This window comes from Pseudanabaena sp. Chao 1811, from assembly GCF_027942295.1.
Taxonomy (GTDB): Bacteria; Cyanobacteriota; Cyanobacteriia; order Pseudanabaenales; family Pseudanabaenaceae; genus Pseudanabaena.
The window spans coordinates 3,086,381-3,112,548 of the sequence record NZ_CP101416.1 but is presented as its reverse complement, the minus strand read 5'-3'; the positions used below and the strand labels follow the sequence as shown (position 1 = coordinate 3,112,548).

Sequence of the window (26,168 nt, the reverse complement as noted above, 5' to 3'; positions counted from 1 at the left end):
ATGAAATTCACAGAAGAGTCTCTAGAATTAGCCATCTTAGAATTATTTGAAACCGAACAAATAACTCATCATAACGGCTTGCATATCCACAAAGAAATCAGCGAAGTTTTACTAAAAGAAGACTTAAAAGCATTTCTAATCAATCAATACGAAGACATCACCCTTAACGAAATTGCCACCATTATTCGCCAACTAGAAACCTATCCAAGCTCCACACTTTACGATAGCAACAAAGCGATTATGGGATTAATCGCCGATGGTTTTTTATTTAAACGCGAAGATCGTAACCAAAAAGACCTATTTATTCAATTGATTGATTACCAAACTATTAAAAACAATAACTTCAAAATCGTTAATCAACTAGAAATCCAAGGCTATGAAAAACGGATACCCGATGCCATTGTTTATATTAATGGCTTGCCTCTAGTCGTCCTCGAATTTAAAAGCGCAGTCAAAGAAAACACCACCATCAAAAATGCCTATACCCAACTCACAGTTCGCTACCAAAGAGACATTCCCGAACTATTCAAATACAATGCCTTTTGTGTAATCAGCGATGGCGTAAATAACAAAAGCGGCTCACTCTTTGCCGATTACGATGACTTCTATGCTTGGCGCAAAACCGACATCAATAGCAAATCCGCCGATGGCATCGACTCACTCTATACAATGATCGCGGGAATGTTTAACCGCCAAAGACTACTCGACATCATCAAAGACTTTATCCATTTTCCCGACACCTCCACCAAAAACGAAAAAGTCGTTTGTCGCTATCCGCAATACTACGCCGCCACCAAACTATTTGAAAGCATCAAAACCAATATGCACCCAGTCGGCGACGGTAAAGGCGGCACATACTTCGGCGCGACAGGCTGCGGCAAAAGCTACACCATGCTCTATCTAACGCGCTTGCTGATGAAAAGCACCCACTTCGCCAGCCCCACCATCGTCCTGATCACCGATCGCACCGACCTAGACGATCAACTATCCGAACAATTCACCAACGCCAAAGGCTTCATCGGCGATCAAGACATCATCTGCGTAGAATCCCGCGAAGACCTCAAAAAACACCTTCAAAATCGCAAAAGTGGCGGCGTATTCCTCACAACCGTGCAGAAATTTACGGAAAACACGCAATTACTGACCACCAGAAGCAACGTAATTTGTATGTCAGACGAAGCCCACCGCACTCAAATCGACCTCGATCAAAAAACAAAAGTAACCAAAGAAGGCGTTGACAAAAAATATGGCTTTGCTAAATATCTCCGCGACTCCTTACCCAATGCCACCTATGTCGGCTTTACAGGCACACCCGTTGACGGAACATTAGCAGTATTTGGCGGTGTAGTCGATGCTTACACTATGAAAGAATCCGTAGATGATGAAATCACCGTTCGCATTGTCTATGAAGGTAGAGCCGCCAAAGTCCTCTTAAAAGAAGACAAACTCCAAGAGATAGAAGCCTATTATAAAAAATGTGCTGAAGAAGGCACTAATCAATATCAAATCGAAGAAAGCAAACAGGCAAATACAAATCTAGAAGTAATCTTGGGCGATCCCGATCGCCTTAAAGCCGTTGCCAAAGACTTTGTAGAACATTACGAAACCCGTGTATCTGAAGGCGCAACCATCAAAGGCAAAGCCATGTTTGTGGCATCAAGTCGCCCCATTGCCTACAACCTCTACAAAGAAATTATTGCCCTGCGTCCCCAATGGGCAGAACCCAGAGAATGTGATGAAGGCGTAGAACTCACCGAAAGAGAACGTCAAGAAATCAAACCAATCGCCAAAATCAAGATGGTGATGACCCGCGATAAGGATGATCCGAAAGAACTATACGATGCGATCGGCGCTAAGGAAAATCGCAAGGAACTCGATCGGCAATTTAAGAATGCTAAATCTAACTTTAAAATTGCGATCGTTGTCGATATGTGGATGACAGGCTTTGATGTGCCATTTTTAGACACCATCTACATTGACAAGGCGATTAAACAACATTCACTAATCCAAACTATCTCTAGAGTAAATCGCGTTTACGAAGGCAAAGAATGCGGCTTAGTCGTGGACTACATCGGCATCAAAACCAGTATGAATCTCGCGCTCAAGAAATATTCGAGCGTTGGCGAAAATGACTTTGAAGATATCGATCAAGCCGTTGCGATCGTCAAAGATCAACTAGATTTGTTAGCCAAATTATTGATCCAATTTAATAGCGATGACTTCTTTAATGGAACTCCCTTAAAAAAATTACAATGTCTCAACCGCGCCGCCGAATTTGTGCAGCTAACCAATGAGTTAGAACAGCGCTTTATGGGCATGGTCAAAAAATTACGTTCAGCCTATAAACTTTGCTGCTCTAGCCAACAAATTTCAGAACTAGAACGCGACTATATCCATTTTTACTTTGCGGTCAGAGCGATCGTCTTTAAACTCAACAAAGGCGATGCTCCCGATAGCTCCCAAATGAATGAGCGCGTCAGGGAAATGATCAAAGAAGCTCTAGTTAGTGACGGTGTAGAAGAAATCTTTAAACTCGGTCAAGATGATCAAGAAGCTGATATCGACATCTTTAGCGATGAGTACATGGCAAAAATCGACAAAATCAAATTGCCAAATACGAAAATCAAACTTTTGCAAAACCTCTTAAAAAAGGCGATTGCCAAATATAAGCGCGTCAACAAAATCAAAGCGATCGACTTTTCCAAAAAGCTCAAAGCCTTAGTAGATAGATATAACGAGCGTAAAGAATATATTGGTTTTGCTAACGATGTCCTCGATGATGTCGCTCAACAATTTGCCGACTTATTCAAAGAATTGCAAAGAGAGCGTGATTCCTTTATCGAGCTAGGTATCAATTTTGAAGAAAAAGCTTTTTATGACATTTTAAAATCCGTCGCTCAAAAATACGAGTTCCCCTATCCAGAAGACAAACTAATTAAGCTTGCCCGTGAAGTTAAAGCGATCGTCGATGACAAAGCCAAATATACAGACTGGTCACAAAGAGACGATATCAAAGCCGAATTAAAAGTAGATTTGATTCTCATCCTTGCCGAAAACGACTATCCACCAGTTCCTAAAGATGAAGTATTTAAAGAGATTTTTGAACAAGCCGAAAATTTCAAAAAATATAATCAGGAATAGAATTAAATTTACTGTCACAGATTTATAAAAATTTAGAAGAGGTGATTAAGGCGATCCCTACCAATAAAAACAATTAAAATCAAAATTTATTCACATTCACCGCCTGTAAAGATATTGGTGTAATCTCATGAATCGCCAACTGAGCATCAGAATCACCATCAACTCTGGTCATGTCGATTAGTTCTAAAAGCCTTTCGGGAGTGATGTCCGATCGCCTGACGCAATCTAACAAAGTGCCATAATTCACGCCACCGCCACGCCAATCGCTAGGAACAGAGTTACGCAAAAAACGCTCCCATTGCCATGAATTGCTAATCATGTGAGCAGCAATTTCTAACTTGGAATTTGCTTCAACTACTTCAAATCTACTGTCATAGATGCCTTCATCGATCAGACTGGTTACGAGAAATAAAGCCATAGTTTTTTTAATTGATGATATCTCAGGAGATAATAGCGTATGAGTATTACAGTACTTACTCGCTAGGGGACGTGATCGATTGGAAATTTCTCTGCTTTCCAAACCACTTGAATAAAATCGCGCTTGGAGAGTCTCCTACTCGCTAGGGGATGCGATCGATTGGAAACCCGAGCGAACGCGCGTGAATCGGATTGTGGCGTAGGGATCTCCTACTCGCTAGGGGACGCGATCGATTGGAAACATCATGCGATCGCGCTTAGCTTTTAAGTCAGCTTTTCTCCTACTCGCTAGGGGACGCGATCGATTGGAAACATCATGCGATCGCGCTTAGCTTTTAAGTCAGCTTTTCTCCTACTCGCTAGGGGACGCGATCGATTGGAAACAAAACTAGCTTTGTTTGGATCTGTAATTGGAGTGCTTCTCCTACTCGCTAGGGGACGCGATCAATTGGGAACTTCCATGTTTTTCCATTTCCAAGGATTTTTCTTCAAATTCGCTACTCGTTAGCGATCGCTTCAGGGAGCATTAATTCTGAGCGATCGCAACCACTGCTATACCGTAAGATCTATGACTATGAAAAAAATTCTTGGGTTTATTCTGATTTTGGCAGGCATTACTGGTTCCATAGCCATAATATTGACACTAATTGAACTGATGATCGCGATTGTTCTATTTTGTCCACTAAGGAATTGTATACCTCAATTCTTTGTTACCATCTTGATAGCGATCGTCGCAATTACTATATCTACCTTGGTAATCATTAAGGGAGGAAAGTTGATACAAACAAAAAAGGGGAAAGTTTGAAGTTTAAATATCTATTACTCTCTCAGTACTATCTCTACTTCAATATCAAATCAACAGAGCACCAAATCGTCGGAGACGTGTAAAATTTGACTATGCCCAAAATACATTTTGGGATTCCCCTGCTCATTAGGGAATGCGATCAATTAGAAACTTGTGATCGCCACAATTAGAGCAAGGTAGTAGATCTGTCTCCTACTCGCTGCAGGACGCGATCAATTAGAAACTATTCATCCTCCTCAGATGGACTACAATTATAATCTGTTTCCCTTACTTGCTAGGGGATACGATTTGCAAACACGTTAAATTGTCTCTGCCTCCAGTATAGTTCTGCTTCCCTATTGCTTAGAGGACGCGATCAATTGGGAACAAAGATTTTATTTAGCCATCTTGCTTGTAATAAATAATTGAAGCTAAATCCAAATCTATGAAATTAACTAAAATTCTGGTAGCAACCATTGCCCCTCTCATTACTCTCCTGCCTCAAATCACCCCGATCGCCAATGCCCAATCCATAGTCCGAGGACGTTGCAATTTTGATGTTGTTGGTCAAGAAAGAGGATCACGGGTTAACATGCGCTCTGGTCCCGGAGTTGAATTTGATATCGTTGGCTATGTCTTAGTGGGACAAAGAGTAAACGGACTGCGTTACGATATTGGAGCCGCCGTGCGTGAAAGTGACGGGGAAGCAGTGTACTGGGATTATGTAGAGTACATCCCCAGTGGAACTAGAGGATGGATTGCGAGACCTTTCCTTGGTGAAAGATGCTTTAGGGTGGAAGGTGGTCGATGAGCGGAAAAAACTGGTCTAAACTTGGCAAGATTGCCTTCCTTCCCCCCTACTCATACTAAAACTAAAAATGGCTACGCCATTTTTAGTTTTTAAAATCATTACTGGGCTTGGTTTTCAATTCAAAAAAGTGTTGTCACACTTTCGTGAATTGGTATAACAGCTAGGGGACGCGATCGCCTCATAAAAAAGTAGCCCGTCAAACAGGCTGCTTTTTTGTTGATTGGTTACTTGCTCGAACAGGCGATTCCCTGAAAAGTACAATCAAAAATATCTGATAAAATACGACTGATGATAGCTATAGGCAAACTTAAAAACCTATATATCAGCAGAAGAAAGCGCATGACCGTCACTATTCCCATCAAATCTATTGACCTACGACATGGTAGTGCGATCGCCATTCATTCTCAGAGTTGGCATGATTGTGAAGACATCCTTAATGAGCTAGGTGAAGATCGCCATACTCGCATTGCATACTATCAAGGCACTTTAGAGATTATCTCCCCATTATCCCAACATGAGCGTCCCCATCGTCTCGCGAGATATATTGTAACGGCAATTTTAGATGCGCAAGGGAGAGATTGGGAAGATTTTGGCTCAACTACCTTTTATCGAAAAGGAAGTGCTGGTGTGGAACCTGATACTTGTCTGTATATTACCAATTCACCTTTAGTGCGTGATTGTCAAGAACGTATTGATGTGGATATCTATCCGCCACCTGATTTGGCGATCGAGTCGGATGTCACTTCTAAGACCTTATTATCTGCTTACGAAGCGATCTCCGTGCCTGAAGTTTGGATTTATCGTAATGATAGTTTGCAGATATTTTTACTGACCGATGGACATTATCTAGAGTCAGAGAGTAGTTTGCTTTTTCCAGATATACCAATCAATACCCTAATTCCACAGCTTGTAAATCAAGCGATCGCGATCGGTACAAGCGCCATGTTAAGAGAGTTTCGCAAATCTCTAATTTAATCTCGAATCTGTGGTTACATCGGGACAGATTTTTTTTGCAAAAAAGGAGTACGAAAATGACTACAGCGATTCAATCGTCAGTGATAGAGACAGTAACATCACAGCGAATGACATTGGCGGAATTTTTGGCAAGCCCTGAGTCTGATCAGAATTATGAATTTATCGATGGTCAAGTTATCAGAAAAATGTCACCAAAAAGATTTCATGCATCTTTACAAGCAGAATTATTGATTTTTTTACGAACTTTGTTTCAAGGCAAAGGTTTTGTTTATCCTGAATGGGGAATAGTGCTAACACGCAACGATCAAGATTGGTGTCCCGTACCTGATTTGACCTACATTTCGATAGAACGATTGCCTAGTGATGTCGGTAATGAAATGTGTCCAGTACCGCCAGAGTTAGTAATTGAGATTATGTCAGAAGGACAGACTTTTAAGGAATTTGTGGCAAAGGCTGGTGATTATTTGAAGTCTGGAATATTACGAGTATGGGTTATTGATCCGATGAGCAGAACTTTCACGGTATTCTATCCCGATCGTCCACCTGAAACTTATCAAGGCGATCGCCTATTAACCGATGAGTTATTCCCAGATTTAGCAGTGACAGCAGAACAGTTTTTTGTGAAAGCAGGAATTTGAAAATTGGAGACAAGTAATTATGGTTGCAATAGTTGAGAAAGAAAAGACTCTAAATCAGAGAATTATTCCGAATAAGTAGCTAGGCACAATTAAATATAAAACGTTCGATGGGATAACCACCTACAGAACTACGAGCTTCGATACCAGAGATGATAGCAAGAGCTAAATCATACTCGTTGAGATTGTCAAGTAAAATGTGTAAAGTCTAGAAGCTAGACGTGGAGACGATCCTCGAAGAGGATGGCAAAGCGATTAAGAGCAGGTTTCCAATCACGAATCGGCATCGTCCACTTCTTCGAGATATTCCGCATTGCTAAATAAACGAGCTTGAAAGCAGCATCATCAGAGGGAAAAATCTGTTGGGATTTAATCACCTTCCGCAAACTACTGTTCATCGACTCAATCGCATTGGTGGTATAAATCGCCCTGCGAATCTCGGTCGGGAAAGCAAAGAAGGGGATAATGTTTGCCCAATGACTGCGCCAAGACTTGGAGATTGATGGATATTGCTTGTCCCACTTTTCAGCAAAGAGTTCGAGATTAAACTCAGCCTCCGATTCCGTCGCCGCGCTATAAATAGCCTTGAGGTCAGCACAAACTTGCTTGCGTTGTTGCCAAGGTACAAAAGCGACCGAGTTTCTGACCATGTGGACAATGCATAACTGCACCTGAGTTTTAGGAAATACCGTCTCAATCGCATTAGGGAAACCAGTCAAGCCATCGACACAGGCAATCAAAATATCTTTGACCCCACGGTTGTGAATTTCGGTGAGTACTGACAACCAGAATTTCGCACCTTCATTCGGAGAAATCCACATACCCGTCATGGAACTCAGAATTGACTATGGACAAGGTTATCGCATATATTTTGCTCAAGCAGGAGCAACCATAATTCTTTTGCTGTGTGGCGGTGACAAAAACACCCAAAATCAAGATATCATCAGAGCAAAGCATTACTGGGTAGACTTTCAGAGGAGAGAAAATGCCAACCTATAAAAGCTATCATTCCTACCTAATTGAATCCTTAAAAGATCCCTTAGAAGCTGCTGCTTACCTAGATGCAGTCTTAGAAGATGGAAACTTCGAGCATATTTTATTGGCTTTGAAAAATGTTGCAGAAGCTCAACAAGATATTACAAACAATTCAAAAAACAATAATCTGAACTTAGATATCAACCCTCAGCTACTTCCGAAACAACAGTCCAGTGAGTTACTGACCATTGCTAAATTACTAAACCAATTAGGGCTAAAACTCTCAGTAACTGTTCAGGAAAAACAACCTGCTTAATAACATCCAAAAATTAAACTTCTATTTCTGCAATCTTGCGTAAAACTCGCCATGCCATCTCTAAATCGCTTTGATTAACTAGAGGAGACAAGACCTGAGATATTCCATAACGCTTGCCCTCTAGCTTCACAAACACGATATCATCACCAAATTTTAAGATGGTTTTATATCTCCTTGGCGATAACGTTCAATTAAATTTGGTAAATGATCAAATCCATCGATACCAATGAGAGCAATAAACTGCGATCGCATTTGTTGCAGAATATTAGAGAAAGCCTCAGAGCCTAATTTCCCTTGCAAAATCACGACCAAAGCTGCGGACTGTTGCCATGCTTTGCTATGCCGTTGTTCTAGCAAATACATTCCTAAACAAGCATGATAAGTCGCAGATTCTAGTTGATTAAGTTGATAGAAAGCCTCACCGAGATAGGCATGACTGAGAGCTTGTAAATCGCGATCGCCAATTTGTTGAGTGATAGCTAAGCCTTGCTCTAAATGGATTTGTGCTTGCTGGGGTTGCTCGATCGCCACATAGGCAGTTCCCAAACCTACCCAACAAAGAGCTTGATTTTGCAAATCATTCAATTTCTCAGATAGCTTTTGTCCGCGTTCTAAATGATTGATCGGCGTTTCCATCTCTTCGGGAGTCACATATTCCTGTTGTCGCGCCAGCATCACCTCGCTATAACCTAAATTTGCCAGAGCATTAGCCTCTCCTTGGCGATCGCCATTTTGCCGCGCTAAAATCACCGCTCTCTGAGCTTGAGATTCACTATTGCTGAAATCCTTTTGTATGAGTCTAATCCGACTCAGATGATTGAGATTAGCAATTTCGCAACGTTGATCACCGACTTCACGGGCAAGGGTTAACGCCTCTTGATGCAGTGTGATCGCCTGATTATGTTGCCCCATCCAAGCTTGGGAATAGCCTAATACTGTGAGGATACGGGCTTTCTCTTGAGTATTTTCTGCTTCCTTAAGAGGTTGATCGAGATAGTTAATCGTTTCGCGGAAGCTTTCCCCTGAGAATGAGGCAAATACACCACCATAGAGGGGAAAGTTTTCGCGTTGGGCAAAGGTTCGCAAAGTTTGGAGACTCAGACGGAAACAAATTTTGGCAAAATATTGGCGATCGCGTTCTGATAAATTCTGAGCATTTTGGAAGCCACTGCTGAGTTCCCCCCAAATCATCGCAAAGACAACAAAGGTAATACCCGTCACATGCAATCCTGCTTTCGCATCATAGGGTTGCTGGTCAAACCAGCGCACTAGCCCATTCTGTAAATATCGCAAGAGAATTGATAACTCTACCCAAGCACTAATATCGATGCTCCGTTGCGATTGGGCGATCGCTGCTGCCGATTGATTGAGAGACTGTCCAGCAAATAGCTCCTTGGGTAAAGGACTCGCAATCTGCTGCGCCCAGATCTGCCAAGGACCAGCTACCTTTGTTCGTTCAAAGCCCACCTGTCGCTGTGACGCATAGAGCCAACTGACGAGAAATCCTTCCAATAGGTCAAAGGATGCTAAGCCACGAGTTAGCCCGATCGCAAATTGACGCAATTGAAAAGCTTCCGAATCATCAACCAATGTCTCCGCAGTTTTTTGCAACAATTCCGTAAGGATTTGAAGATGCTGACGTTCAAAAACAGGTGTGTGATTGGGGTCAAGAACTTGGATTAAAGTCAATAAGCGATCTTGCGCCTCAGCGTCCAATATCCTCTGTAAACCTCTAGCACAGGTATCCTGAACTTGATAGTTGGTTTGCCACTGCTCCCACGCATCTTTGAGGATTTTCATAGCACGCAGGCTTTGGGTTGCCTTAGCTTGTTTGACTGTATCGGTCTGAGCATCAAAATTTGCTTGCAACAGATTGCTATGTTCGGCAAGCGATCGCTCAAAAATTTCCCCTGTGCCAGATTCTAAGCTTTCACTGAGAATGCGATAGACATGTTCTTTAGATAGCAATTTGCCATTATTTATGTTGAGAATTATCCGCTCAACGAAAATAAGGTAGCGCTCGTAGGTGGTGAGAGGTTTGCTTACGGGATCTGACATATGTTTATTTTTGTATTTTATTTAGGTTTAGTTCGCAAGGAACCTATTTATGTGGCGCGGCAAAGCCGCGCCACATAAATAGGTTCCTTATTTTCCTTTATGTCCCTTAACAATGCCAATCACTTTGGCAATATAGCAATCCTAAATGGTTTGTGGAAGCGCACCCCGAAGGGGTGCGCTTCCACAAACCCAAAAATCTACAAATGATTTAGGACTGCTCTAGCAATGTAAGGATTGCTGAGGACATAAAACCCAAATAAGTGAAGGCGGCACGAAGTGCCGCCTTCACTTATTTGGGTTTTGATTTGTCCTAGCTATCTCTTAACATTGCTAGAGTAAAATTTTTTGCAATTTTTAGGCGATCGCATTTGACATAAAATCCAATTTGAGCGATTATAGACAAGCTAATAAATTGATTAGCACCTAAATCAAATTTCGGGGCTATAGCGCAGTTGGTAGCGCACCTCAATGGCATTGAGGGGGTCAGGGATTCGAGTTCCCTTAGCTCCATATTCAACATAGCGCTTTAGAAATCAGTAGATACTCATTTCTAAAGCCAAATCTTAGTAGATGATTTTGCCTTAGGTAAAATCATCGGTAGTCCTAAAAAGGAAAGGATTTATTGAGGTAAGGATGGGCGGCGCTTCGCGCCGCCCATCCTTACCTATTTAGCACTACCAAATCATCTACTAAGGAATCTCTTTATTTTTGAGAAAAAAAGTTTGTGATACATTACACGAACACTGTGCGGTTCGAGAAACTATGTATCAATTCATGTCTAGTGCTTTGGCAGCGATCGCCTTTTTTGTCGCCTCTACCTCACCTCAAATGGCGAAGGCGCAGACTCCGCCGATCCGTTCCTATCAGCCCAAAGCCACTGAGACAGCCAGAAACGCCCAAATTCAAGACCAACAGCAAAAGGCACATCCTAGTAGATTTGATCTCAAAAAATATCCGATTACTGACAGTAATGCCGCGCATTGGCAAGATTCTCTATGGGCGATCGGTGTATTAGCACCTGAAGAAACCTATGCCGTGCAAGCCTTAACTAATGTTTTGCAGATGACAACAGCTCCGAATCTCACCGATCCGCAAAAGGGCATCATCGATACAGCAATGCAGGTAGGGATGCAGCTATACACCCTCAAACCTGCGGTATATGGCAAGCTCAAACCCTACTTTGTCCGCACAGTCAATGAAAGTAGCGATTCCCAATGGATAGCACTATCGCTGTCAGCTTTAGCTAAATCCACCGATCCTGCTCAAAGTCTTAGCAAAGCACAGCTTGACAAACTCATTCTCAAAATTCAGCAACGTTTTCCCAGTTGGCAGCAGGACTTACATTTACGAGCAACCATCCAAACCGCTCGTAATGATAACTCTACTCAAGGCTCCACAATTCCCAATCTTGCGGATTTGTTGAAATGGCAAATTGCACCACAACAGTCCCATATGTACGTTCTTTGCCGTCCCAATCGTGAGGTTTTATGTTTGGCAATCGTTAAGGATAGCAATGGGAAATTCCTAAAACGCGGTAAACAACTTTGGTCAGTTCCGCTATTACTGCAATCCTTGCGAAATCTCGATTGGTACTTTACCAATGGACGCACACCACAGGGAATTTATCGCATGGAAGGAGTCTCCTTGCAACCCGATGATGAATTGTTTCACGCCTATGGACAATTTTCATTGGTGAATCTATTTATGCCTTTTGAGGATGGCGTTCAGGCTTTTTTACCCAATCAAAAAGGAAAATTCACAGGTAATCTCCAATCCTATCAAGCACTCCTCCCTCCCACATGGCGCAACTATCAACCTATTCTCCAAAGCTATTGGGCAGGTAATGTCGGGCGATCGCTATTTCGCATTCATGGCAGTGGTGCAGCGATCGACTTCTTCCGTAATAAAGATAAAGTGGTCAAGGCAAAATATTTTGATTGGAATGCGACTTTAGGCTGTCTCTCGGCTCTAGAACTTTATGATCAGCGCGGAAGCTTGCTCAAGGCAGATATGCCTAAGATTCTTGATGCTCTAAATACCGTTGGTAAGGGCAAAGTTGAAGGATTTTTGATCGTTGTCGATGTCCCCAGTACATCCAACGAACCGCTCACAGTTGATGAGGTTGCTAAGTACCTCAATTAGTTGTGGAGTTTAGGTATTGAGGAGTTTGCAGATTTTTCTAGCTGTTGCCATAGCTCTGCAAGTTGCAAGAAAGCTTCACTTTGTGAGATGTCACCGCTAGTTTGCAGATTATAGATAATGCTAACCCGCAAAGAAAACTCTTTCAACATTTCATGAAACATCAAGTTTTCAGTCTGAGATTCCCCATAGGTGCGAGATCGTGGAAATATTTGAGGAGCATTTAACATGGCTTTCTGGAAGTAATACTAAAGATAGAACTCATTTGGTATCTTTACTCGTTAGAGCTAATTTTTTCATGCAATTATCGATCAGCAAATCTAACTACTGAGTAAGACACTAATGCTGCTCACAAGTTTTGGATAGACCTGAAAGTTACTTATTGGTTACACAAAAGTTACAATCTCCTAAACATCACGATATCCTCACAAAAATCTATAGCAATGCTTGAGAATAAAGAAATAGTGGGCGCTAAGCGTCCACTATTTCTTTAATTGACAGTACCAGCTCGAAAAACGCTGCCAATGACTTCCTCGATCGCAGGTTCATTTACCGATAAATCCAAGATTTCTAACTCGGCAAGAATCTGAGAAACCGCCTTTGTCAAATTTTCGCGTGGCACTAAAAAGCAAACCGCTTGACCATCAATATTCAGGATCTGACCATATTTCTGTAAATCATTGCGATCGCCTATCGGTTGAGCTAACTCCACCCGCACTTCTCGGTAGGGTGCAAAGTTATCATGCAAGCCATCCAGACTGCCATCATAGATCAGTCCCCCTTGATGGATCAGCAATACGCGCTTACACAAAGCGGTAATGTCTGCCATATAGTGACTAGTTAACAAAATCGTGGCCTGATAGCGTTGATTATATTCCCGCAAAAATTCACGTACACTTGCCTGAGCATTGACATCTAGCCCCAAGGTCGGCTCATCTAAAAATAAAACCTGCGGTTGATGCAATAGCGCCGCTAGCAACTCTGCCTTCATGCGCTCACCGAGGGAGAGTTTCCGCATTGGTTGCGATAGTTTCCCTTCAAGCGATAGCATCTCGGTCAATTCGCCAACACGATGCTTAAATACTTTGTCAGGGATGTCATATACCGCCGCATTCATGCGTAATGAGTCTAGGGCTGGCAAGTCCCAAATTAGTTGTTGTTTTTGACCCATCACCAAGGTAATTTTTTGGAGAAAGCCTGCATCACGCCGAAAGGGGATATGCCCTGCGACTTGGACATTGCCCGATGATGGATGAATTAAACCCGTTAGCATTTTTAGAGTTGTAGTTTTACCTGCGCCATTTGGCCCTAAAAATCCCACCATTTCACCAGAGGCGATCGCAAAGGAAATATCTTTAACGGCCGCAATTTGCCGATATTGACGATGCCAAAAATGCTTGAGTGTGCCAACTAGTCCCGTATCTTTGACTGCAATATTGTAAATTTTGCTCAAACCTTCAACTGTAACCGCCGCCATAGCACTTTAACCAAGATGCATTCTGATATACTGTCAACAATATCGATGTTTTTCATTGATGATTTAGAGTTGGATCAGCAATTCTGTAAAGACACAATCAAAAAACACCTAATGTTGATTAGGCAATATTCTTAACCTTATCTTATTTTTAGGGTTTTAGAAAATTTACGATTGCTTTAGCAATTAATCGTTCTAAATTGCCTCAATTCTTAAGGGCGTTGGGCTTTGATGACGATTTACGCTAACGCACAACTGGAAAAGAAGGAAAGCAGTCATGGTAAAAGTCCTCGTAGTGGACGACAGTCCGATGGTGTTGGAGATGGTCTCGGCACATTTAAAACAACATGGTATGGAAGTTACGGAAGCTAATAACGGTGCTGAGGCAGTAGAAAAGCTTAAGGCTTTTACTCCCGATCTCGTTGTTACCGATGTGGTCATGCCTCAAATGAATGGTTATGAGTTATGCCGTTGGATCAAAAATAATGCCTCTACGAAGGATGTACCCGTAATTATGTGTACAACCAAAAGTGAGGAATTTGATAAGTACTGGGGTATGAAGCAGGGGGCAGATGCTTACTTAACTAAGCCTTATCACCCACCTGAATTAATCAAAACCATTAAGCAGTTACTTAGTCAGGTCAAATAGAAATAAAAAAGGGGGGCATAGTCCCCCTTTTTTATTTCCGCCCTTTGAAACGTAGTGATGCTTTTTGTTCGGGATCGATGCCTTCAAATGTGGGGGGAAGCCAAACTCGGACGATTAAGAGTAATGCTAGGGCAACTAAGAAGGCGCAAGTTGCTAATACCTGTTTCCATTCAACTTCTAGCAAACCTTTAACAATTACTTCCCGCAAGACCGATACGATTGTCACTTCGACAGAAACCCCTATCGATACTCGTTGTTCTTGAAGGTAAATAATTAATAGCCGAAATAGTTCTACTAAGATGAGAATAAATAAAATATCGGCAGTAATTTCATGAAATCGCAAGGTTGTAATTAATGATAAGAAAATCTCCTTAAGTTGCAACACCATGACGCAGAATAGCCCAATACATAGAGAAATAGCGATCGCGTCTTGGACTAGCTCTAAAGTGTGGACAATCCGATAACGTAAAGTATTTTTGTCTTGATTGGGATTGATTTGTTCATCAACAGGAGCATCAATGAGTTTATTTAACTGTTGCATATCTAGATTTCATCCACTAAAAAACATGGACTCAAATTAACATAGGCTGTATTTATAACACAATCATAATTTCATTAGTTTTTATAATGTCTAACATATTTTATTTAGGTTGTGCGGTTTGGGCTTTTAAGGGTTGGGTTGGTGATTTTTATCCGAAGGGAAGTCGTTCAACGGAATTTTTGCCACTTTATAGCGATCGCCTGATGACGGTGGAGGTAAATTCCACTTTTTATGTGATCCCCGATCGCCAAACCATCGAGCGTTGGGCAAAGGATACACCCACAGAATTTCGCTTTTGTTCAAAATTCCCGAAACATTTCACCCATAATGGTTTGCTGATGCCATTTATCGAGCAGGCTTTCCAGTTTTTAGATTTGATATCGGGTTTTGGCGATCGCTTGGGTGTGTCCTTTATCCAGTTACCGCCTAGCTATAGCCCTGCGAATTTTACTGATCTCGAAAATTTCCTCAAAGCATTACCAACACAGGATTATCAAATCGCTCTAGAAGTGCGTCATGCCGATTGGTTTAAGCCGAATCATAGCGATCGCCTCAATCAGTTATTACAGAGTTTAGGAATCGGTCGGGTATTGCTAGATTCGCGCCCCATATATGATTTGCCCTTTGGTGATGACATTGATCCAGCTTTATCGATCCCAGTTCAACAGGAACGCCGCAAACCCAATTTGCCTTTGCAACCTGTAGTGACAGCCCCTTTTAGTATTGTGCGGTTTATTAGCCACCCTGATCGCAATCTGAATATTCGCTTTTGGCAAGAATGGGAAACTTATTTACGAGCATGGCTCACACAGGGAAAGCAAATATACTTCTTTATGCACTGCCCGATCGAAGAGCGATCGCCCGATAATGCAAGGTACTTTCAGGAAATGTTAGAAAAAGCGAATGTTCCAGTGCCAGCATTGCCTTGGGACGCTCTCACTCCGCCACCACAACAATTAACCCTCTTTTAACATGCTCACAATTAAATCAGTCTTGCGGGTATTGCTTGCGATATTTATGATCACCGCAGGGACACTCCACTGGGTAACACCCGATCCCTTTGTCAAGATCGTTCCTTCTTTTTTACCTGCTCCTTTAGTGTTGGTCTATATCAGTGGCATATTTGAGATTTTAGGAGGAGTTGGTTTACTCGTTCCTATGGTTAGTCAAGCCGCCGCATGGGGATTGATTGCGCTATTTATTGCCGTATTTCCTGCCAATATCAATATGGCAGTTAATCGCATTCAAATGGATGGAATCCCTGACTCAGACCTATTGCGATGGGGACGGTTGCCACTGCAAGTAGTCCTAATTGCTTGGGCATGGTGGTATACCAAAAAGAGTTAAAAAGCATTGCTTCGCATCTCTCGACAATCATTTATCTTTAGCTCACTCATATCAAGTCATGACTCAATCCTCAGAATATTCCAGCGATCGCTATGCAGAATTCATTCAGCCAGTGGATGAATATAATCGTGATTTGATCGCGAATGTGCATCCTCTCGATTGGGTCAATCCTCAACCTGCGGCGCTTTATGATTTGGTCGTGATTGGTGCAGGAACGGCGGGATTGGTTGTCGCGGCTGGGGCGGCAGGATTAGGTTTAGGTTTGAAAGTGGCGCTAATTGAGAAGAATCTTATGGGCGGTGATTGTCTCAATGTTGGTTGTGTTCCTTCTAAATGCGTGATTCGTTCATCGCGAGTAGTCGCGGATATCCTCGATGCTGCGAGGTTTGGCATTAATTCACCTCAGAATATTGATATCGATTTTGCTGCCGTAATGGAAAGGATGCGAAAAATCCGTGCTGGCATTAGCCACCATGATTCGGCGGAGAGATTTCGGAATCTCGGTGTAGATGTGTTTCTTGGCTCGGCAAGTTTTATTGATCACAAGGCGATCGCTGTTAATAACACCAAATCAAACATCAAATCAACCATCAAATTGCACTTTAAAAAAGCGGTAATTGCCACAGGTGCAAGAGCATCTGATCCACAAATAGCAGGACTTGCCGAAGCAGGATATTTAACCAATGAAAATGTATTTTCCCTCACTGAGCGACCCAAAAGATTAGCCGTCATTGGTGGCGGTGCAATTGGTTGTGAATTAGCACAGGCTTTTCAGCGCTTAGGTTGCGAAGTGACGTTACTGCACAAAAATTCGCACTTACTCGATCGCGAAGATGCTGATGCTGCCGAAATTGTGCAACAGGTATTTCTCCGTGAAGGTGTGCATTTGCTTTTGGATTGTGCGATCGCTCAAGTCACCAAAACTAGCAATGGCAAAATCATCCATTATCAACAAAATGGAGTTAACCATCAAATAGAAGTCGATGAAATTCTCGTCGGTGCAGGGCGATCGCCAAATGTGGAAGGACTAAATCTAGAAACTGCGGGTGTGGAATACAGCAAACAGCTTGGTGTGGTCGTCAATGACTATCTGCAAACAACCAATCCCCGAATTTTCGCCGCAGGGGACATTTGTATGAACTGGAAGTTTACCCATGCTGCTGATGCGGCGGCGCGGATTGTGATTAAAAATACGCTCTTTTCTCCCTTTGGTTTGGGCAAAAGTAAGCTCAGTGATTTAGTCATGCCTTGGGTGACCTATACCGATCCTGAAATTGCCCATGTGGGTCTATATGCTAAGGAAGCTAAGGCGCAAGGCTTAGAAACCGATGAAATTAAGATTCCTTTTAGTTCCGTCGATCGCGCAATTTATGATGGCGAGACTGAAGGCTTTGTCAAAATCTTGCATCAACGCGGCAGCGATCGCATTCTTGGGGCAACCATTGTGGCGCGTCATGCAGGGGAAATGATTAGCGAAATCACTTTAGCGATCGCCTCTAAACAGGGATTAAATACTCTCTCTGGTGTGATCCATTCCTACCCCACCCAAGCTGATGCGATCAAAAAAGCTGCCGATGCCTATCGAAAAACTTTGCTTACGCCACGTACTCAAACTCTTTTAAAAGTTCTTAGTAAATTTAGCTAGAAATTACAGATATTTAAGCGAAATCTGGAATATATCGTTAAGTTTAGCTCTAGATCATGTGTTAAGTCTATAAAGGGGAATTTTTGAGACCCTATAGCTCGCTATGTTGAAAAATTTTGCTTGGCAAAATTTTTCAACATAGCGAGCTGTGAGACCTTTACACAGTGAATAATGAATAATAATCTTGTCGATCAACCAGTCTTGATCACACAGGCTGACTATGCCAAAAAATTGCGTCCATTTCTTCCCGCAGAGGCTTTTCTCCCAGATTCCAACAAAGTTTGGATTTTATTAATTAATTTGATGCTCTTGATCGTGGGGTGGGCGATCGCATCTTATCTAGATCGGTGGGCTTGGCAATATCTCTGGCTATATTTACCAATTGCGATCGTTATGGCAAACAGCATCATTGTGTTGCTATTTAGCACCCATGATCTATTACATAGCTCTGCGATTAGTAACCCTCGGTTGCGTCAGTTAGTTAGTCTATTAGGATTGACAATGCTCTGGATGCCACCAACTTTGTGGAAGGCTGTTCATAATCGTGAACATCACAGTAAAACTAATTCTGAGCAAGATCCCGATCGCAACTATTTATCTTCACAACCAAATAACTGGGGGAAATGGATTCAAAATGCTTTTGTACCATCATCAGAAGTGAATCCATTTTTGTTAACCATTGGGATGGGTCATGCTTGGGGGGTACATACCTTTCGTAACCTTACATCCGTTCTTTTCTTTAATAAACAAAATGCACAATATCCAGTATTTGCATTCAGCATTAGTGAAAAAGAAAGATTGGCAATCGTAGGTGAACTAATGACAATCATTAGCCTACATCTAGCTATTTTAGGGAGCTTGCAGTTTTCTCCTATTAAGCTCTTACTTAGTTATTTTCTTCCAATTTGGATTGGACATGCGGGTTTAATGTTTTACATTTACACAAACCACATGCTATGTCGGATGACAACAGTAAATGATGCTTTAATTAATAGCCTTTCGATTCGTGTACCGAAAATATTTGATCTACTCCATATCAACTTTTCTTATCACACAGAGCATCATATTTTCCCAGGGATGAATCCAAGTTACTATCCGATGGTGCAAGAATTATTATTAACTCACTATCCAGATCGCTTTAACTTGGTCGATGCCGATAAAGCATGGAAATTAATGCTACAAACCCCACGTCATTACCTTGATGAAACTACATTTACAAATTGGTCAGGCAAAAAAATGGTTCCCTGTCCTGAATTAGGCATCACCACCACTAATCCATAAAAGAATGGATTTGGTACAAAGTACCAAATCCATTCTTTTATGGATTTAAGCCAACACTTTTAAAAAATTCTTGTGCTTTTGAAAATTACACACTCAGCGTGCAATTCTAAGTAGCTAGGCATAAATAAACTGAAAACTGAAAAGATTGTTCCGCCCGCGTAGCGGGCGGAACAATCTCTGGTTTTAGGTTCATTTATGCTCATCTACTTAACTACTGTTACCTTCGCTACGGAAGTAATATTGCTTTTAAAGTCAGATCAAGATTTGCAGAAAATCGAAAATCTGTCTAAATTACAAATCAAACCCCTCGCCTAATACCCTATGCCTAGCTTACCAAGCACGATTTATCCCATTGGCGCTTATAACCTTCACGGTTTAGTGTGGCAAACCGACGCAAATAATGATGCGCCTCAGGGCAAACCCTATGCGCTTTGTGTTGATGCCTATCAAGGGCATCTCCTCAAAATCGATCCATTTTCCGAAGGCGCAACGGTACTGAATAATTACACAGCAGCGCAGTTTCGAGACGCAACAGGTTTAGCGATCGCAGGAGAGACACTTTGGATTACTAAGGACAATGGGATTTATTACTGCAATATGGTTGACTTTGATTTGCAGCCATTTATGGAACTGCCTAACAGGGTTGATGGCATTGCCGTATCCGAAGGTGGCGTGTATGTAAGTTCTAGGGAGGTTGGTAAGATCTTTGTATTTGGACGTGCTACCCGCACCTTACTGCGAATTATGGATGCCCCCGGAGCAGGTTTTGAAGCATTAACTTTAGTGGGTGAAGAACTGTGGGTAAGCGATCGCACCGAAGAAACTGTTTATCGTCTCAAGGCAAAGTCTGGCGAAATTTTGCAACGTGGCTTGACACCTTTCCCCAATCCGATGGGATTAGGATTTCTAGGAGATGATTTATATGTAGTTTACTCAGGCGATGAGAATTACATTCGCGAAAGTCCTAACGATTTAGATGAGCCATTTTCCGTGGCAGCCCGTGAAAAAACCTTTATTCATCGATTGAGGTTTGATCAATACCAAGATGGGAAGTTAAATTACACGCTCACCTCTGGTTACAAAGTGGAAATGATCTATCTTGAAGAACTCTCTTCTGAGGAACCAACTTCTGTCTATAACCTCACATGGCGAGTTGCCTATCCCACCGATACCTATCGTCAAAAACTATTAGCGATCGAGCCAATCGGCATTCCCTTTGAGGAGGAAATTGTCGATGGACAGAAAGTTGCTGCCTTTAAGCTTGGCAATCTCAAACCCGAAGAAGCACGTATGTTTGGGTGGAAAGCAACTTTGGAATTGCATGGCATCAAATACGAACTCAAGGATAGTGAAGTGGAATTTGTACCAGATCTATCTCCTGAAATGCAGAAGCTCTATCTCATTGATGATGATGGCTTGAGCATGGACAATCCGATCATTCAAGCCGCCGCCAAAGAAGCCGTCGGTGATGAGACTAATATTTTGCGAAAAATGCTCCTAATTCGCGATTATGTGTATGATAAACTGTCTTATCGCGTTACACCATATATTGCGGCTCCAGAAGAAGTTTTGCTTAGAGGTACAGGTTCCTGCGGGGAATATGTCGGTTTATTACTCGCTCTTGCAAGATTGAATGGAATTGCCTGCCGTACAGTCGGACGCTATAAATGTCCCCATGATGGCGACTTAATGTTGAACGTTCCCTTACACCAATACTATAACCACGTTTGGATTGAATTCTATATTCCTAGTATCGGTTGGTTGCCAATGGAATCGAATCCTGATGATACAGGCGATCGCCCCTATCCTACACGCTGGTTTATGGGACTTCCTTGGTATCATGTGGAAATTGGTAAAGGTATCTTTTTTGAAACAATTCAACCTCAGCCCTATTCCATTGGTGAATTAGCTCTCAATCATGTTCGCTTTAAAGTATTAGAAGAAATCTAAGCCAAATAAAGAAGTGAGTAAAGTGAATTTCTTGATTGACTGTAAACGATTACTAAGTTTAATGAATTTAACTTAAGAACAATTTCCTGATGTCTGTACTTAACTTTAGGATTATGGCAGTTAAAAAAATTTTAATAGGTAATTAAACTCAGGAAATCAAATTTATGACACATCTAACTCTTAACTTACTTGCCGCAGTTCCCGCTACTCCAACATGGTCTGCTGGTGTTGGTTTGATCATGGTAACCGCTAACTTGTTTGCATTAGTTGTTGCTCGCTACGGCATTAAAGTCAAAGGTGTTGGTCCCAACTTGCCTATAGAACTACCTGGCTTGTTTGAAGGCTTTGGTGTTCCTGAATTGCTTGGTGTAACTTGCCTAGGACACATCCTTGGTGCAGGTTGGATTTTGGGCTTGTCTCAAGCAGGTTTGCTATAAGCTAAAAAAAGAGAGTTCGCATAGCGAACTCTCTTTTTTTAGTGCTAGACAAACGTAGCCGAATTTCCCCATTCACCTGTAAAGACAATGCTTGATAGGGGATTACGCGCACGAGGAGCAGTTTCTCTCTCTTGTAGTTCTGCGGGCAAATTACTAGGTTCTCCTGCATAACCGATCGCGATCGCAGCAATTGGTTTCGCGGTTTCAGGAATATTGAAAGTAGCGATCGCCTTATCTGCGTCAAAACCTCCCATTTGGTGCGCGACTAGATCTAAAGCTGTAGCTTGCAATACTAGAGTTGCTGCTGCTTGACCTGCATCATATTCACCCCAAGCATTGGGTTTGCCATTGTGCTTAAAGTTCTTTTGAGCAATCACTAATCCGAGTACGGGAGCTACTTGTGCCCACGACACATTAAAAGGTACAAGACAATCCAGCATTTTCTGATAGTTCACCGTATCATCTTTGGTCGCTACGATAAATGCCCAAGGCTGATCGTTAAAGCAAGAGGAAGCCCAGCGTGCGGCTTCAAATAATTGGGCAAGTTTTTCAGGTTCTACAAGTTTGCTATCAAAGGCACGAGGACTCCAACGTTGAGCGATTAAGGGATGAATTTCGTGATTGGTAATTGCAGGATTTTCCATATTAAATATTTAGCGACAAATTTCTAGAATTCATAATCTTCGACTATTTTATCTCTTCAATAATTATTTAGGGATCTAGAGATAATGGTAATCGTGATTTTTTTTAGAATTGAGAGAGCGATCACTATTTAATTTTGGTGAGTCAGATAAGAATATAGAGAGCGTAGCTCTCTATATTCTTATGTTAACTTTTGCAGCCAGTGAATTACCAAAGCATTAACGATTTCAGGGCGATCGTCGTGGGGGCAATGTCCTGTATTGGGAATGGGAATGAGTTGAATATCTTTGGTTTTACTTGCTTCTTGATAGACCTTTGCGCCATTGATCGGAGTCCAAGGATCGGCATCACCCCAGAGTACTAACAAGGGCTTTTCGATCTTGGCTAAAAGATCTGTAGTGCGAGGACCAGCAGGAGCGGTGAGAATGGAGGCAAAGACCTTTTGTGCGCCTTCATCACAGGATGGTTGATAGAGCATATCTACTAAGTCATCATCGATCGCTTGATGATTGCGATAGACCTGACGAAGGGAATTGCGAATATTCCGCTTTTGGCGAACTTGGTTAAATACAAACTTGCCTGTGACTTCGGAGCTAACTAACTTGGCAAAGGCTCCCATCACTAAACGCAGGGGCAAATTCAATTCGTCAGGACGATGATTTAGACCACCTGCGGCATTGAGCAAAACTGCACCGATCGCAATTTCGGGAGAATTCGCCGCTAACATCAGGGCAAGCAATGCACCAATGGAATTACCGATGAAGATTGCAGGGCGTTGGACTAGTTCTTGATGAAAGTCACGAAGTAGTTCTTCCCAAAGTTCGAGGGAATAATCGAGGGAAGGTTTGGCGGAAGCGCCAAAGCCTAAGAGGTCGAGGGCAAATACTTGATAGCCAGCTTCAGCCCATGCGGGAATATTCTTTTTCCAGTGACCGATGGACGCGCCAAAGCCATGAATCAACACTAGAGGTATACCTGAACCCGTGACGGAATATTGGATTTGATGTCCTTGCCATGTCCATGTTGACAATGAGCTGTGGAGGCGATCGCGAGTTTCGATATTTTCGGTAATTAACATTGCAGTAATTATGGGGTTAGATAAAAGGGGACTTTTATCCCAAAGTGGCTATAGGAAAAGAGATTATAGCAAATGAGCTATTAATTCTTTATCCAGCTAAAGACCTAAAAGCTTGTGCCTCTCGCTACTCAGGGGGTACAAGTTCTGGTTTTGTGCCTTCCAAATAAGATCGGTTAAAATTTGGATAGATCAATCTCTACCCACAGATAAACTTCATGGTTTTATTGCAGCCCTTAACCACCACATCACCACAATCCTCTGAATTAATGGGAGTTGCCCAGAAATTTACGGCTTTGCGATCGCAATTGGCGAAACATAGACTTGATGCCTATTTTGTTCCTTCGGCGGATGAGCATCTCAATGAGTACTTGCCCGAAGCGAAACAGCGTCGTCAATGGATTAGTGGTTTTACGGGTTCGGCTGGAGATTTTTTAATCGGTACTGCCCAAGCTTGGGTATTTGTCGATCCGCGCTATTACGAGCAGGCGGATATGCAGGTGGATGAAATGTTGCAAAAGGTCTGCAAAGTGGGATTGGAAGATCATCAGACCGTAGAAGAAGTTCTTGAAGAATTGGGAACAAATGCCACCAAGCAAGAGAAAACCTTTCGCCTCGGCATCGATCCCTTTACGATTACCATTTCCCAATATCGGCGCTTTGCCGATCGCTTAAATACTAGTGGTGTTGAGATTGTGCCGATCCTCGAAAATTTGGTGGATACGGTGCGATCGCAAAGTCCTTGGGCGGAGAGTGAGCCTATACCTGCCTTTGGCGATCAACCGATCATTGCTTTGCCTGATGAGATTACAGGTGAGGGCTTAGCCAAGAAATTAGAACGGGTGCGTGAGGCTTTAGGGAAAAAGAAGGCGGCGATTTTACCTGTCACCAAGCTGGATCAGATCGCATGGCTCTATAATTTGCGCGGTCGTGATGTCGAGTGCAATCCCGTATTTATTAGCTATGCGATCGTCACTTTGACCGATGCTTATCTCTTTACCAATACTTCGCGCATTGATGAAGCGGTGCGGCAAGCCCTTGCGAGGCAAGTGCAGATCCTTGACTATGAGCAATATTTACCAACATTGCGATCGCTAGCTGCTGATCATCAACCTGTATTAATAGCCGCACCGCAAACTACTTACGGTACATATCTGCAACTAAAGGCAGTCAAGGCAAAAATTGTTGATGGTGATAATCCCATTGAGACTTTCAAATCCCATAAGAATCCTGTCGAAATCGCACAGATGCAAAAAGCTAATCTCAAGGCTAGCTGGGCAAAGACCTTGACAATTAAATGGATCGAAGAACAGGTTACCGCAGGTAATGTCATTAGCGAAAGGGATGTTGCTCACAAAATCGAAGGTTTATATAAGCAACAGGAAGGCTTTATCGACCTCAGTTTCCCAACGATCGCAGGTACGGGTGCGAATGGCTCGATTGTGCATTACAGTAACCCCAACCCAGCTTGCAAACTGATCAATGGCGATTTACTCCTGCTAGATTCAGGTTCACAGTTTTACGGTGGCACGACCGATGATACTCGCGCTATGAGCATTGGGGAACCGACTGCGGAACAACGCGATCGCTATACGGAGGTTCTCAAATCCCATATTAATTGTGCGATGCAGAGATTTCCTAAAGGCACGACAGGTAGCCAAATCGATGGTATTGCTCGTTCTTCTCTCTGGCAAAGTAGGCTGGACTATGGACATGGCACTGGGCATGGTGTGGGCGTATTCCTCAATGTCCATGAAGGGCCCAATGGCATCAGCAAGCGCGTCAATCAATCCCTCGATCTTGGCACAATCAATAGCATTGAGCCGGGGTACTATCAACCGAAATGGGGTGGTATCCGTTTGGAGAATCTCTATTTTGTAAAGGAAGTTAAGCAGGAATCGCCCAAGGCTGAAGGTGATAATCCTAATAAAACGCCTTGGTATGAGTTTGAGTCTTTGACCTACATTCCCTTTGACAAGAAATTAATCGATCGCCACAAGCTCAATCCTCAGCAGATTGCATGGCTAGAGAGTTACTATGCGGCGGTAATCGAGAAGTTATCGCCTTTGCTCACTGAGGCGGAAAATGCTTGGTTGCAGCAAGCCTGTAGTTTTTAGATCTTGCTCTCTCAGGATGTTCAAGGCGATATAGTTAAGGTGTGTTAGCAATGCTAACGCACCTATCATGCCGAACATTGCTAAACTCATGCTGTAAGTGTTGTAATAATCTTTCGTCTTTGGAATAGATGCGCCAAACGGAACTATCAATCAGTTCTAAAACGATTTCGCAAGGTGTATCAAGATCTATGTCTGGTTTGAGAGAGTTGTTGTTTGTCCTGTGCAATCAGGTTTAATAGGTCGATCAATTCAATGGTTGATGTGCCTTGTCTATCCTGATATTTGATTTCAATTACATTAGACATTTTTATTTTCCTGAAAAGCTATAGTGGTTCGGCGGACTGTCGCTTTCCTGTATATAACCATTACCAAATCAAAGAACATTCATAATTTTTAAAAACTGAGTCTCGGCTAATTAAAGTTGCATTATGCCACCACATAAAAGTGTGGGTATCTAGTAATAATTTCATGTTTCTCCGAGCCAGAATTCGTCGGGTAATGGATCGTCAAAGTCAGTCGTAAATATACAAGTTCCTAAGCCTAGTCCTGCTTGCCGTAAGCGTTTGGATGAAGGGTCTTGAGGCTTTTGATTGATTTTTATTTCTACCCATTGCAATAGTTGTGTGGCTAGTTGAATTTGCTCTTGAAGGTCTAAATTTTTAGCTTCGTTTAAGAGTTCTTTTAATGGCATATAATCGTCTTCATTGCAAGATTTCATGTTGCCGATGCAATTATTTTAGCGCGATCGCCTATTTTTTT

At 42.3% G+C, this 26,168-nt stretch carries 24 protein-coding genes, 1 tRNA gene and 2 pseudogenes; 17 read left to right on the top strand and 10 right to left on the bottom strand.

The annotated features are described in order from the left end of the window. Positions 1-3,141, top strand: a complete 3,141-nt coding sequence (locus tag NMG48_RS14310; RefSeq protein WP_271252188.1) for a type I restriction endonuclease subunit R — start codon at positions 1-3, stop codon at positions 3,139-3,141. A gap of 79 nt (positions 3,142-3,220) precedes the next feature. Here NMG48_RS14310 and NMG48_RS14305 read toward each other — a convergent pair whose 3' ends face one another. After that, positions 3,221-3,559, bottom strand: a complete 339-nt coding sequence (locus NMG48_RS14305) for a hypothetical protein (RefSeq protein ID WP_271252187.1) — start codon at positions 3,557-3,559, stop codon at positions 3,221-3,223. Positions 3,560-3,874: 315 nt separating this feature from the next. On the opposite strand from NMG48_RS14305, the gene NMG48_RS21830 reads away from it, so the two are divergent. The 4 genes from NMG48_RS21830 (at position 3,875) to NMG48_RS14290 (ending at position 6,766) form a co-directional block, all read left to right on the top strand. Beyond that, complete coding sequence (locus NMG48_RS21830) at positions 3,875-4,066, top strand: hypothetical protein (RefSeq protein ID WP_441339176.1); 192 nt, start codon at positions 3,875-3,877, stop codon at positions 4,064-4,066. 721 nt (positions 4,067-4,787) lie between these two features. Then, the gene (locus NMG48_RS14300; RefSeq protein ID WP_271252186.1) at positions 4,788-5,153 is read left to right on the top strand and encodes an SH3 domain-containing protein; all 366 of its coding nucleotides are present in this window, start codon (positions 4,788-4,790) and stop codon (positions 5,151-5,153) included. A 339-nt stretch (positions 5,154-5,492) separates the two neighbouring features. Continuing rightward, positions 5,493-6,128 (top strand): Uma2 family endonuclease, encoded by a 636-nt coding sequence (locus NMG48_RS14295; RefSeq protein WP_271252185.1) that lies wholly within the window; start codon positions 5,493-5,495, stop codon positions 6,126-6,128. A 56-nt stretch (positions 6,129-6,184) separates the two neighbouring features. Then, positions 6,185-6,766: a Uma2 family endonuclease gene (locus tag NMG48_RS14290; RefSeq protein WP_271252184.1), complete on the top strand. Its 582-nt coding sequence runs from the start codon at positions 6,185-6,187 to the stop codon at positions 6,764-6,766. 212 nt (positions 6,767-6,978) lie between these two features. Here the strand turns inward: NMG48_RS14290 and NMG48_RS14285 are convergent. Next, a pseudogene (locus NMG48_RS14285) lies at positions 6,979-7,587 on the bottom strand (IS256 family transposase); the annotation flags it as partial. A gap of 1 nt (position 7,588) precedes the next feature. Between NMG48_RS14285 and NMG48_RS14280 the strand changes: the two are divergent. Both NMG48_RS14280 and NMG48_RS14275 read left to right on the top strand, forming a co-directional pair. Then, a pseudogene (locus NMG48_RS14280) lies at positions 7,589-7,762 on the top strand (type II toxin-antitoxin system RelE/ParE family toxin); the annotation flags it as partial. Then, positions 7,749-8,054 (top strand): helix-turn-helix domain-containing transcriptional regulator, encoded by a 306-nt coding sequence (locus NMG48_RS14275; protein ID WP_271252182.1) that lies wholly within the window; start codon positions 7,749-7,751, stop codon positions 8,052-8,054. The pseudogene NMG48_RS14280 and the gene NMG48_RS14275, both read left to right, overlap by 14 nt. Positions 8,055-8,067: 13 nt before the next feature. Here the strand turns inward: NMG48_RS14275 and NMG48_RS14270 are convergent, their stop codons facing one another. Together NMG48_RS14270 and NMG48_RS14265 are read right to left on the bottom strand one after the other, a co-directional pair. Continuing rightward, complete coding sequence (locus NMG48_RS14270) at positions 8,068-8,190, bottom strand: hypothetical protein (protein WP_271252181.1); 123 nt, start codon at positions 8,188-8,190, stop codon at positions 8,068-8,070. A 17-nt stretch (positions 8,191-8,207) separates the two neighbouring features. Then, positions 8,208-10,112, bottom strand: a complete 1,905-nt coding sequence (locus tag NMG48_RS14265; RefSeq protein WP_271252180.1) for a tetratricopeptide repeat protein — start codon at positions 10,110-10,112, stop codon at positions 8,208-8,210. 437 nt (positions 10,113-10,549) lie between these two features. On the opposite strand from NMG48_RS14265, the gene NMG48_RS14260 reads away from it, so the two are divergent. Then, positions 10,550-10,622, top strand: a tRNA-Ala gene (locus tag NMG48_RS14260). 252 nt (positions 10,623-10,874) lie between these two features. Then, the gene (locus NMG48_RS14255) at positions 10,875-12,254 is read left to right on the top strand and encodes a hypothetical protein (protein ID WP_271252179.1); all 1,380 of its coding nucleotides are present in this window, start codon (positions 10,875-10,877) and stop codon (positions 12,252-12,254) included. On the opposite strand, the gene NMG48_RS14250 is transcribed toward NMG48_RS14255, so the two are convergent. Both NMG48_RS14250 and NMG48_RS14245 read right to left on the bottom strand, forming a co-directional pair. After that, positions 12,251-12,481 (bottom strand): DUF7219 family protein, encoded by a 231-nt coding sequence (locus NMG48_RS14250; RefSeq protein ID WP_271252178.1) that lies wholly within the window; start codon positions 12,479-12,481, stop codon positions 12,251-12,253. The genes NMG48_RS14255 and NMG48_RS14250 overlap by 4 nt on opposite strands. 260 nt (positions 12,482-12,741) lie before the next feature. Next, positions 12,742-13,728, bottom strand: a complete 987-nt coding sequence (locus NMG48_RS14245) for an ABC transporter ATP-binding protein (protein WP_271252177.1) — start codon at positions 13,726-13,728, stop codon at positions 12,742-12,744. A gap of 274 nt (positions 13,729-14,002) precedes the next feature. On the opposite strand from NMG48_RS14245, the gene NMG48_RS14240 reads away from it, so the two are divergent. After that, the gene (locus NMG48_RS14240; RefSeq protein WP_271252176.1) at positions 14,003-14,374 is read left to right on the top strand and encodes a response regulator; all 372 of its coding nucleotides are present in this window, start codon (positions 14,003-14,005) and stop codon (positions 14,372-14,374) included. A 31-nt stretch (positions 14,375-14,405) separates the two neighbouring features. Here the strand turns inward: NMG48_RS14240 and NMG48_RS14235 are convergent, their stop codons facing one another. Then, entirely contained in the window at positions 14,406-14,915 is a 510-nt protein-coding gene (locus NMG48_RS14235; protein ID WP_169361937.1) for a phosphate-starvation-inducible PsiE family protein, read from the bottom strand. An 86-nt stretch (positions 14,916-15,001) separates the two neighbouring features. On the opposite strand from NMG48_RS14235, the gene NMG48_RS14230 reads away from it, so the two are divergent. From NMG48_RS14230 to psaK, 6 genes are all read left to right on the top strand, one after another. Then, complete coding sequence (locus NMG48_RS14230) at positions 15,002-15,886, top strand: DUF72 domain-containing protein (protein WP_271252175.1); 885 nt, start codon at positions 15,002-15,004, stop codon at positions 15,884-15,886. A 1-nt stretch (position 15,887) separates the two neighbouring features. Beyond that, positions 15,888-16,262, top strand: coding sequence for a DoxX family protein (locus NMG48_RS14225; protein ID WP_271252174.1), 375 nt, complete (start codon positions 15,888-15,890; stop codon positions 16,260-16,262). Between the two features lie 58 nt (positions 16,263-16,320). Further along, a complete protein-coding gene (locus NMG48_RS14220) occupies positions 16,321-17,907 on the top strand; it encodes a mercuric reductase (protein ID WP_271252173.1) in 1,587 nt (528 codons plus the stop codon). Between the two features lie 171 nt (positions 17,908-18,078). Further along, positions 18,079-19,188 (top strand): fatty acid desaturase family protein, encoded by a 1,110-nt coding sequence (locus NMG48_RS14215; RefSeq protein ID WP_271252172.1) that lies wholly within the window; start codon positions 18,079-18,081, stop codon positions 19,186-19,188. 321 nt (positions 19,189-19,509) lie between these two features. Next, a complete protein-coding gene (locus NMG48_RS14210; protein ID WP_271252171.1) occupies positions 19,510-21,138 on the top strand; it encodes a transglutaminase-like domain-containing protein in 1,629 nt (542 codons plus the stop codon). 164 nt (positions 21,139-21,302) lie between these two features. Continuing rightward, complete coding sequence (gene psaK, locus NMG48_RS14205; protein ID WP_169361931.1) at positions 21,303-21,575, top strand: photosystem I reaction center subunit PsaK; 273 nt, start codon at positions 21,303-21,305, stop codon at positions 21,573-21,575. A 44-nt stretch (positions 21,576-21,619) separates the two neighbouring features. On the opposite strand, the gene NMG48_RS14200 is transcribed toward psaK, so the two are convergent. Together NMG48_RS14200 and NMG48_RS14195 are read right to left on the bottom strand one after the other, a co-directional pair. Next, entirely contained in the window at positions 21,620-22,219 is a 600-nt protein-coding gene (locus NMG48_RS14200; protein WP_271252170.1) for a nitroreductase family protein, read from the bottom strand. 179 nt (positions 22,220-22,398) lie between these two features. Beyond that, positions 22,399-23,295 (bottom strand): alpha/beta fold hydrolase, encoded by an 897-nt coding sequence (locus tag NMG48_RS14195; protein ID WP_271252169.1) that lies wholly within the window; start codon positions 23,293-23,295, stop codon positions 22,399-22,401. A 215-nt stretch (positions 23,296-23,510) separates the two neighbouring features. Here NMG48_RS14195 and NMG48_RS14190 point away from each other — a divergent pair, with 215 nt between their 5' ends. Beyond that, positions 23,511-25,409 (top strand): aminopeptidase P family N-terminal domain-containing protein, encoded by a 1,899-nt coding sequence (locus NMG48_RS14190; protein ID WP_271252168.1) that lies wholly within the window; start codon positions 23,511-23,513, stop codon positions 25,407-25,409. Positions 25,410-25,875: 466 nt separating this feature from the next. On the opposite strand, the gene NMG48_RS14185 is transcribed toward NMG48_RS14190, so the two are convergent. Then, positions 25,876-26,127: a hypothetical protein gene (locus tag NMG48_RS14185; protein ID WP_271252167.1), complete on the bottom strand. Its 252-nt coding sequence runs from the start codon at positions 26,125-26,127 to the stop codon at positions 25,876-25,878. Positions 26,128-26,168: the final 41 nt, after the last annotated feature.

Bases quoted from the DNA above. Each gene is read 5' to 3' on its own strand.
- NMG48_RS14310 (WP_271252188.1), top strand. From the start codon at position 1: ATGAAATTCACAGAAGAGTCTCTAGAATTAGCCATCTTAGAATTATTT.
- NMG48_RS14305 (WP_271252187.1), bottom strand. From the start codon at position 3,559: ATGGCTTTATTTCTCGTAACCAGTCTGATCGATGAAGGCATCTATGAC.
- NMG48_RS21830 (WP_441339176.1), top strand. From the start codon at position 3,875: ATGCGATCGCGCTTAGCTTTTAAGTCAGCTTTTCTCCTACTCGCTAGG.
- NMG48_RS14300 (WP_271252186.1), top strand. From the start codon at position 4,788: ATGAAATTAACTAAAATTCTGGTAGCAACCATTGCCCCTCTCATTACT.
- NMG48_RS14295 (WP_271252185.1), top strand. From the start codon at position 5,493: ATGACCGTCACTATTCCCATCAAATCTATTGACCTACGACATGGTAGT.
- NMG48_RS14290 (WP_271252184.1), top strand. From the start codon at position 6,185: ATGACTACAGCGATTCAATCGTCAGTGATAGAGACAGTAACATCACAG.
- NMG48_RS14275 (WP_271252182.1), top strand. From the start codon at position 7,749: ATGCCAACCTATAAAAGCTATCATTCCTACCTAATTGAATCCTTAAAA.
- NMG48_RS14265 (WP_271252180.1), bottom strand. From the start codon at position 10,112: ATGTCAGATCCCGTAAGCAAACCTCTCACCACCTACGAGCGCTACCTT.
- NMG48_RS14255 (WP_271252179.1), top strand. From the start codon at position 10,875: ATGTATCAATTCATGTCTAGTGCTTTGGCAGCGATCGCCTTTTTTGTC.
- NMG48_RS14250 (WP_271252178.1), bottom strand. From the start codon at position 12,481: ATGTTAAATGCTCCTCAAATATTTCCACGATCTCGCACCTATGGGGAA.
- NMG48_RS14245 (WP_271252177.1), bottom strand. From the start codon at position 13,728: ATGGCGGCGGTTACAGTTGAAGGTTTGAGCAAAATTTACAATATTGCA.
- NMG48_RS14240 (WP_271252176.1), top strand. From the start codon at position 14,003: ATGGTAAAAGTCCTCGTAGTGGACGACAGTCCGATGGTGTTGGAGATG.
- NMG48_RS14235 (WP_169361937.1), bottom strand. From the start codon at position 14,915: ATGCAACAGTTAAATAAACTCATTGATGCTCCTGTTGATGAACAAATC.
- NMG48_RS14230 (WP_271252175.1), top strand. From the start codon at position 15,002: ATGTCTAACATATTTTATTTAGGTTGTGCGGTTTGGGCTTTTAAGGGT.
- NMG48_RS14225 (WP_271252174.1), top strand. From the start codon at position 15,888: ATGCTCACAATTAAATCAGTCTTGCGGGTATTGCTTGCGATATTTATG.
- NMG48_RS14220 (WP_271252173.1), top strand. From the start codon at position 16,321: ATGACTCAATCCTCAGAATATTCCAGCGATCGCTATGCAGAATTCATT.
- NMG48_RS14215 (WP_271252172.1), top strand. From the start codon at position 18,079: ATGAATAATAATCTTGTCGATCAACCAGTCTTGATCACACAGGCTGAC.
- NMG48_RS14210 (WP_271252171.1), top strand. From the start codon at position 19,510: ATGCCTAGCTTACCAAGCACGATTTATCCCATTGGCGCTTATAACCTT.
- psaK (WP_169361931.1), top strand. From the start codon at position 21,303: ATGACACATCTAACTCTTAACTTACTTGCCGCAGTTCCCGCTACTCCA.
- NMG48_RS14200 (WP_271252170.1), bottom strand. From the start codon at position 22,219: ATGGAAAATCCTGCAATTACCAATCACGAAATTCATCCCTTAATCGCT.
- NMG48_RS14195 (WP_271252169.1), bottom strand. From the start codon at position 23,295: ATGTTAATTACCGAAAATATCGAAACTCGCGATCGCCTCCACAGCTCA.
- NMG48_RS14190 (WP_271252168.1), top strand. From the start codon at position 23,511: ATGGTTTTATTGCAGCCCTTAACCACCACATCACCACAATCCTCTGAA.
- NMG48_RS14185 (WP_271252167.1), bottom strand. From the start codon at position 26,127: ATGAAATCTTGCAATGAAGACGATTATATGCCATTAAAAGAACTCTTA.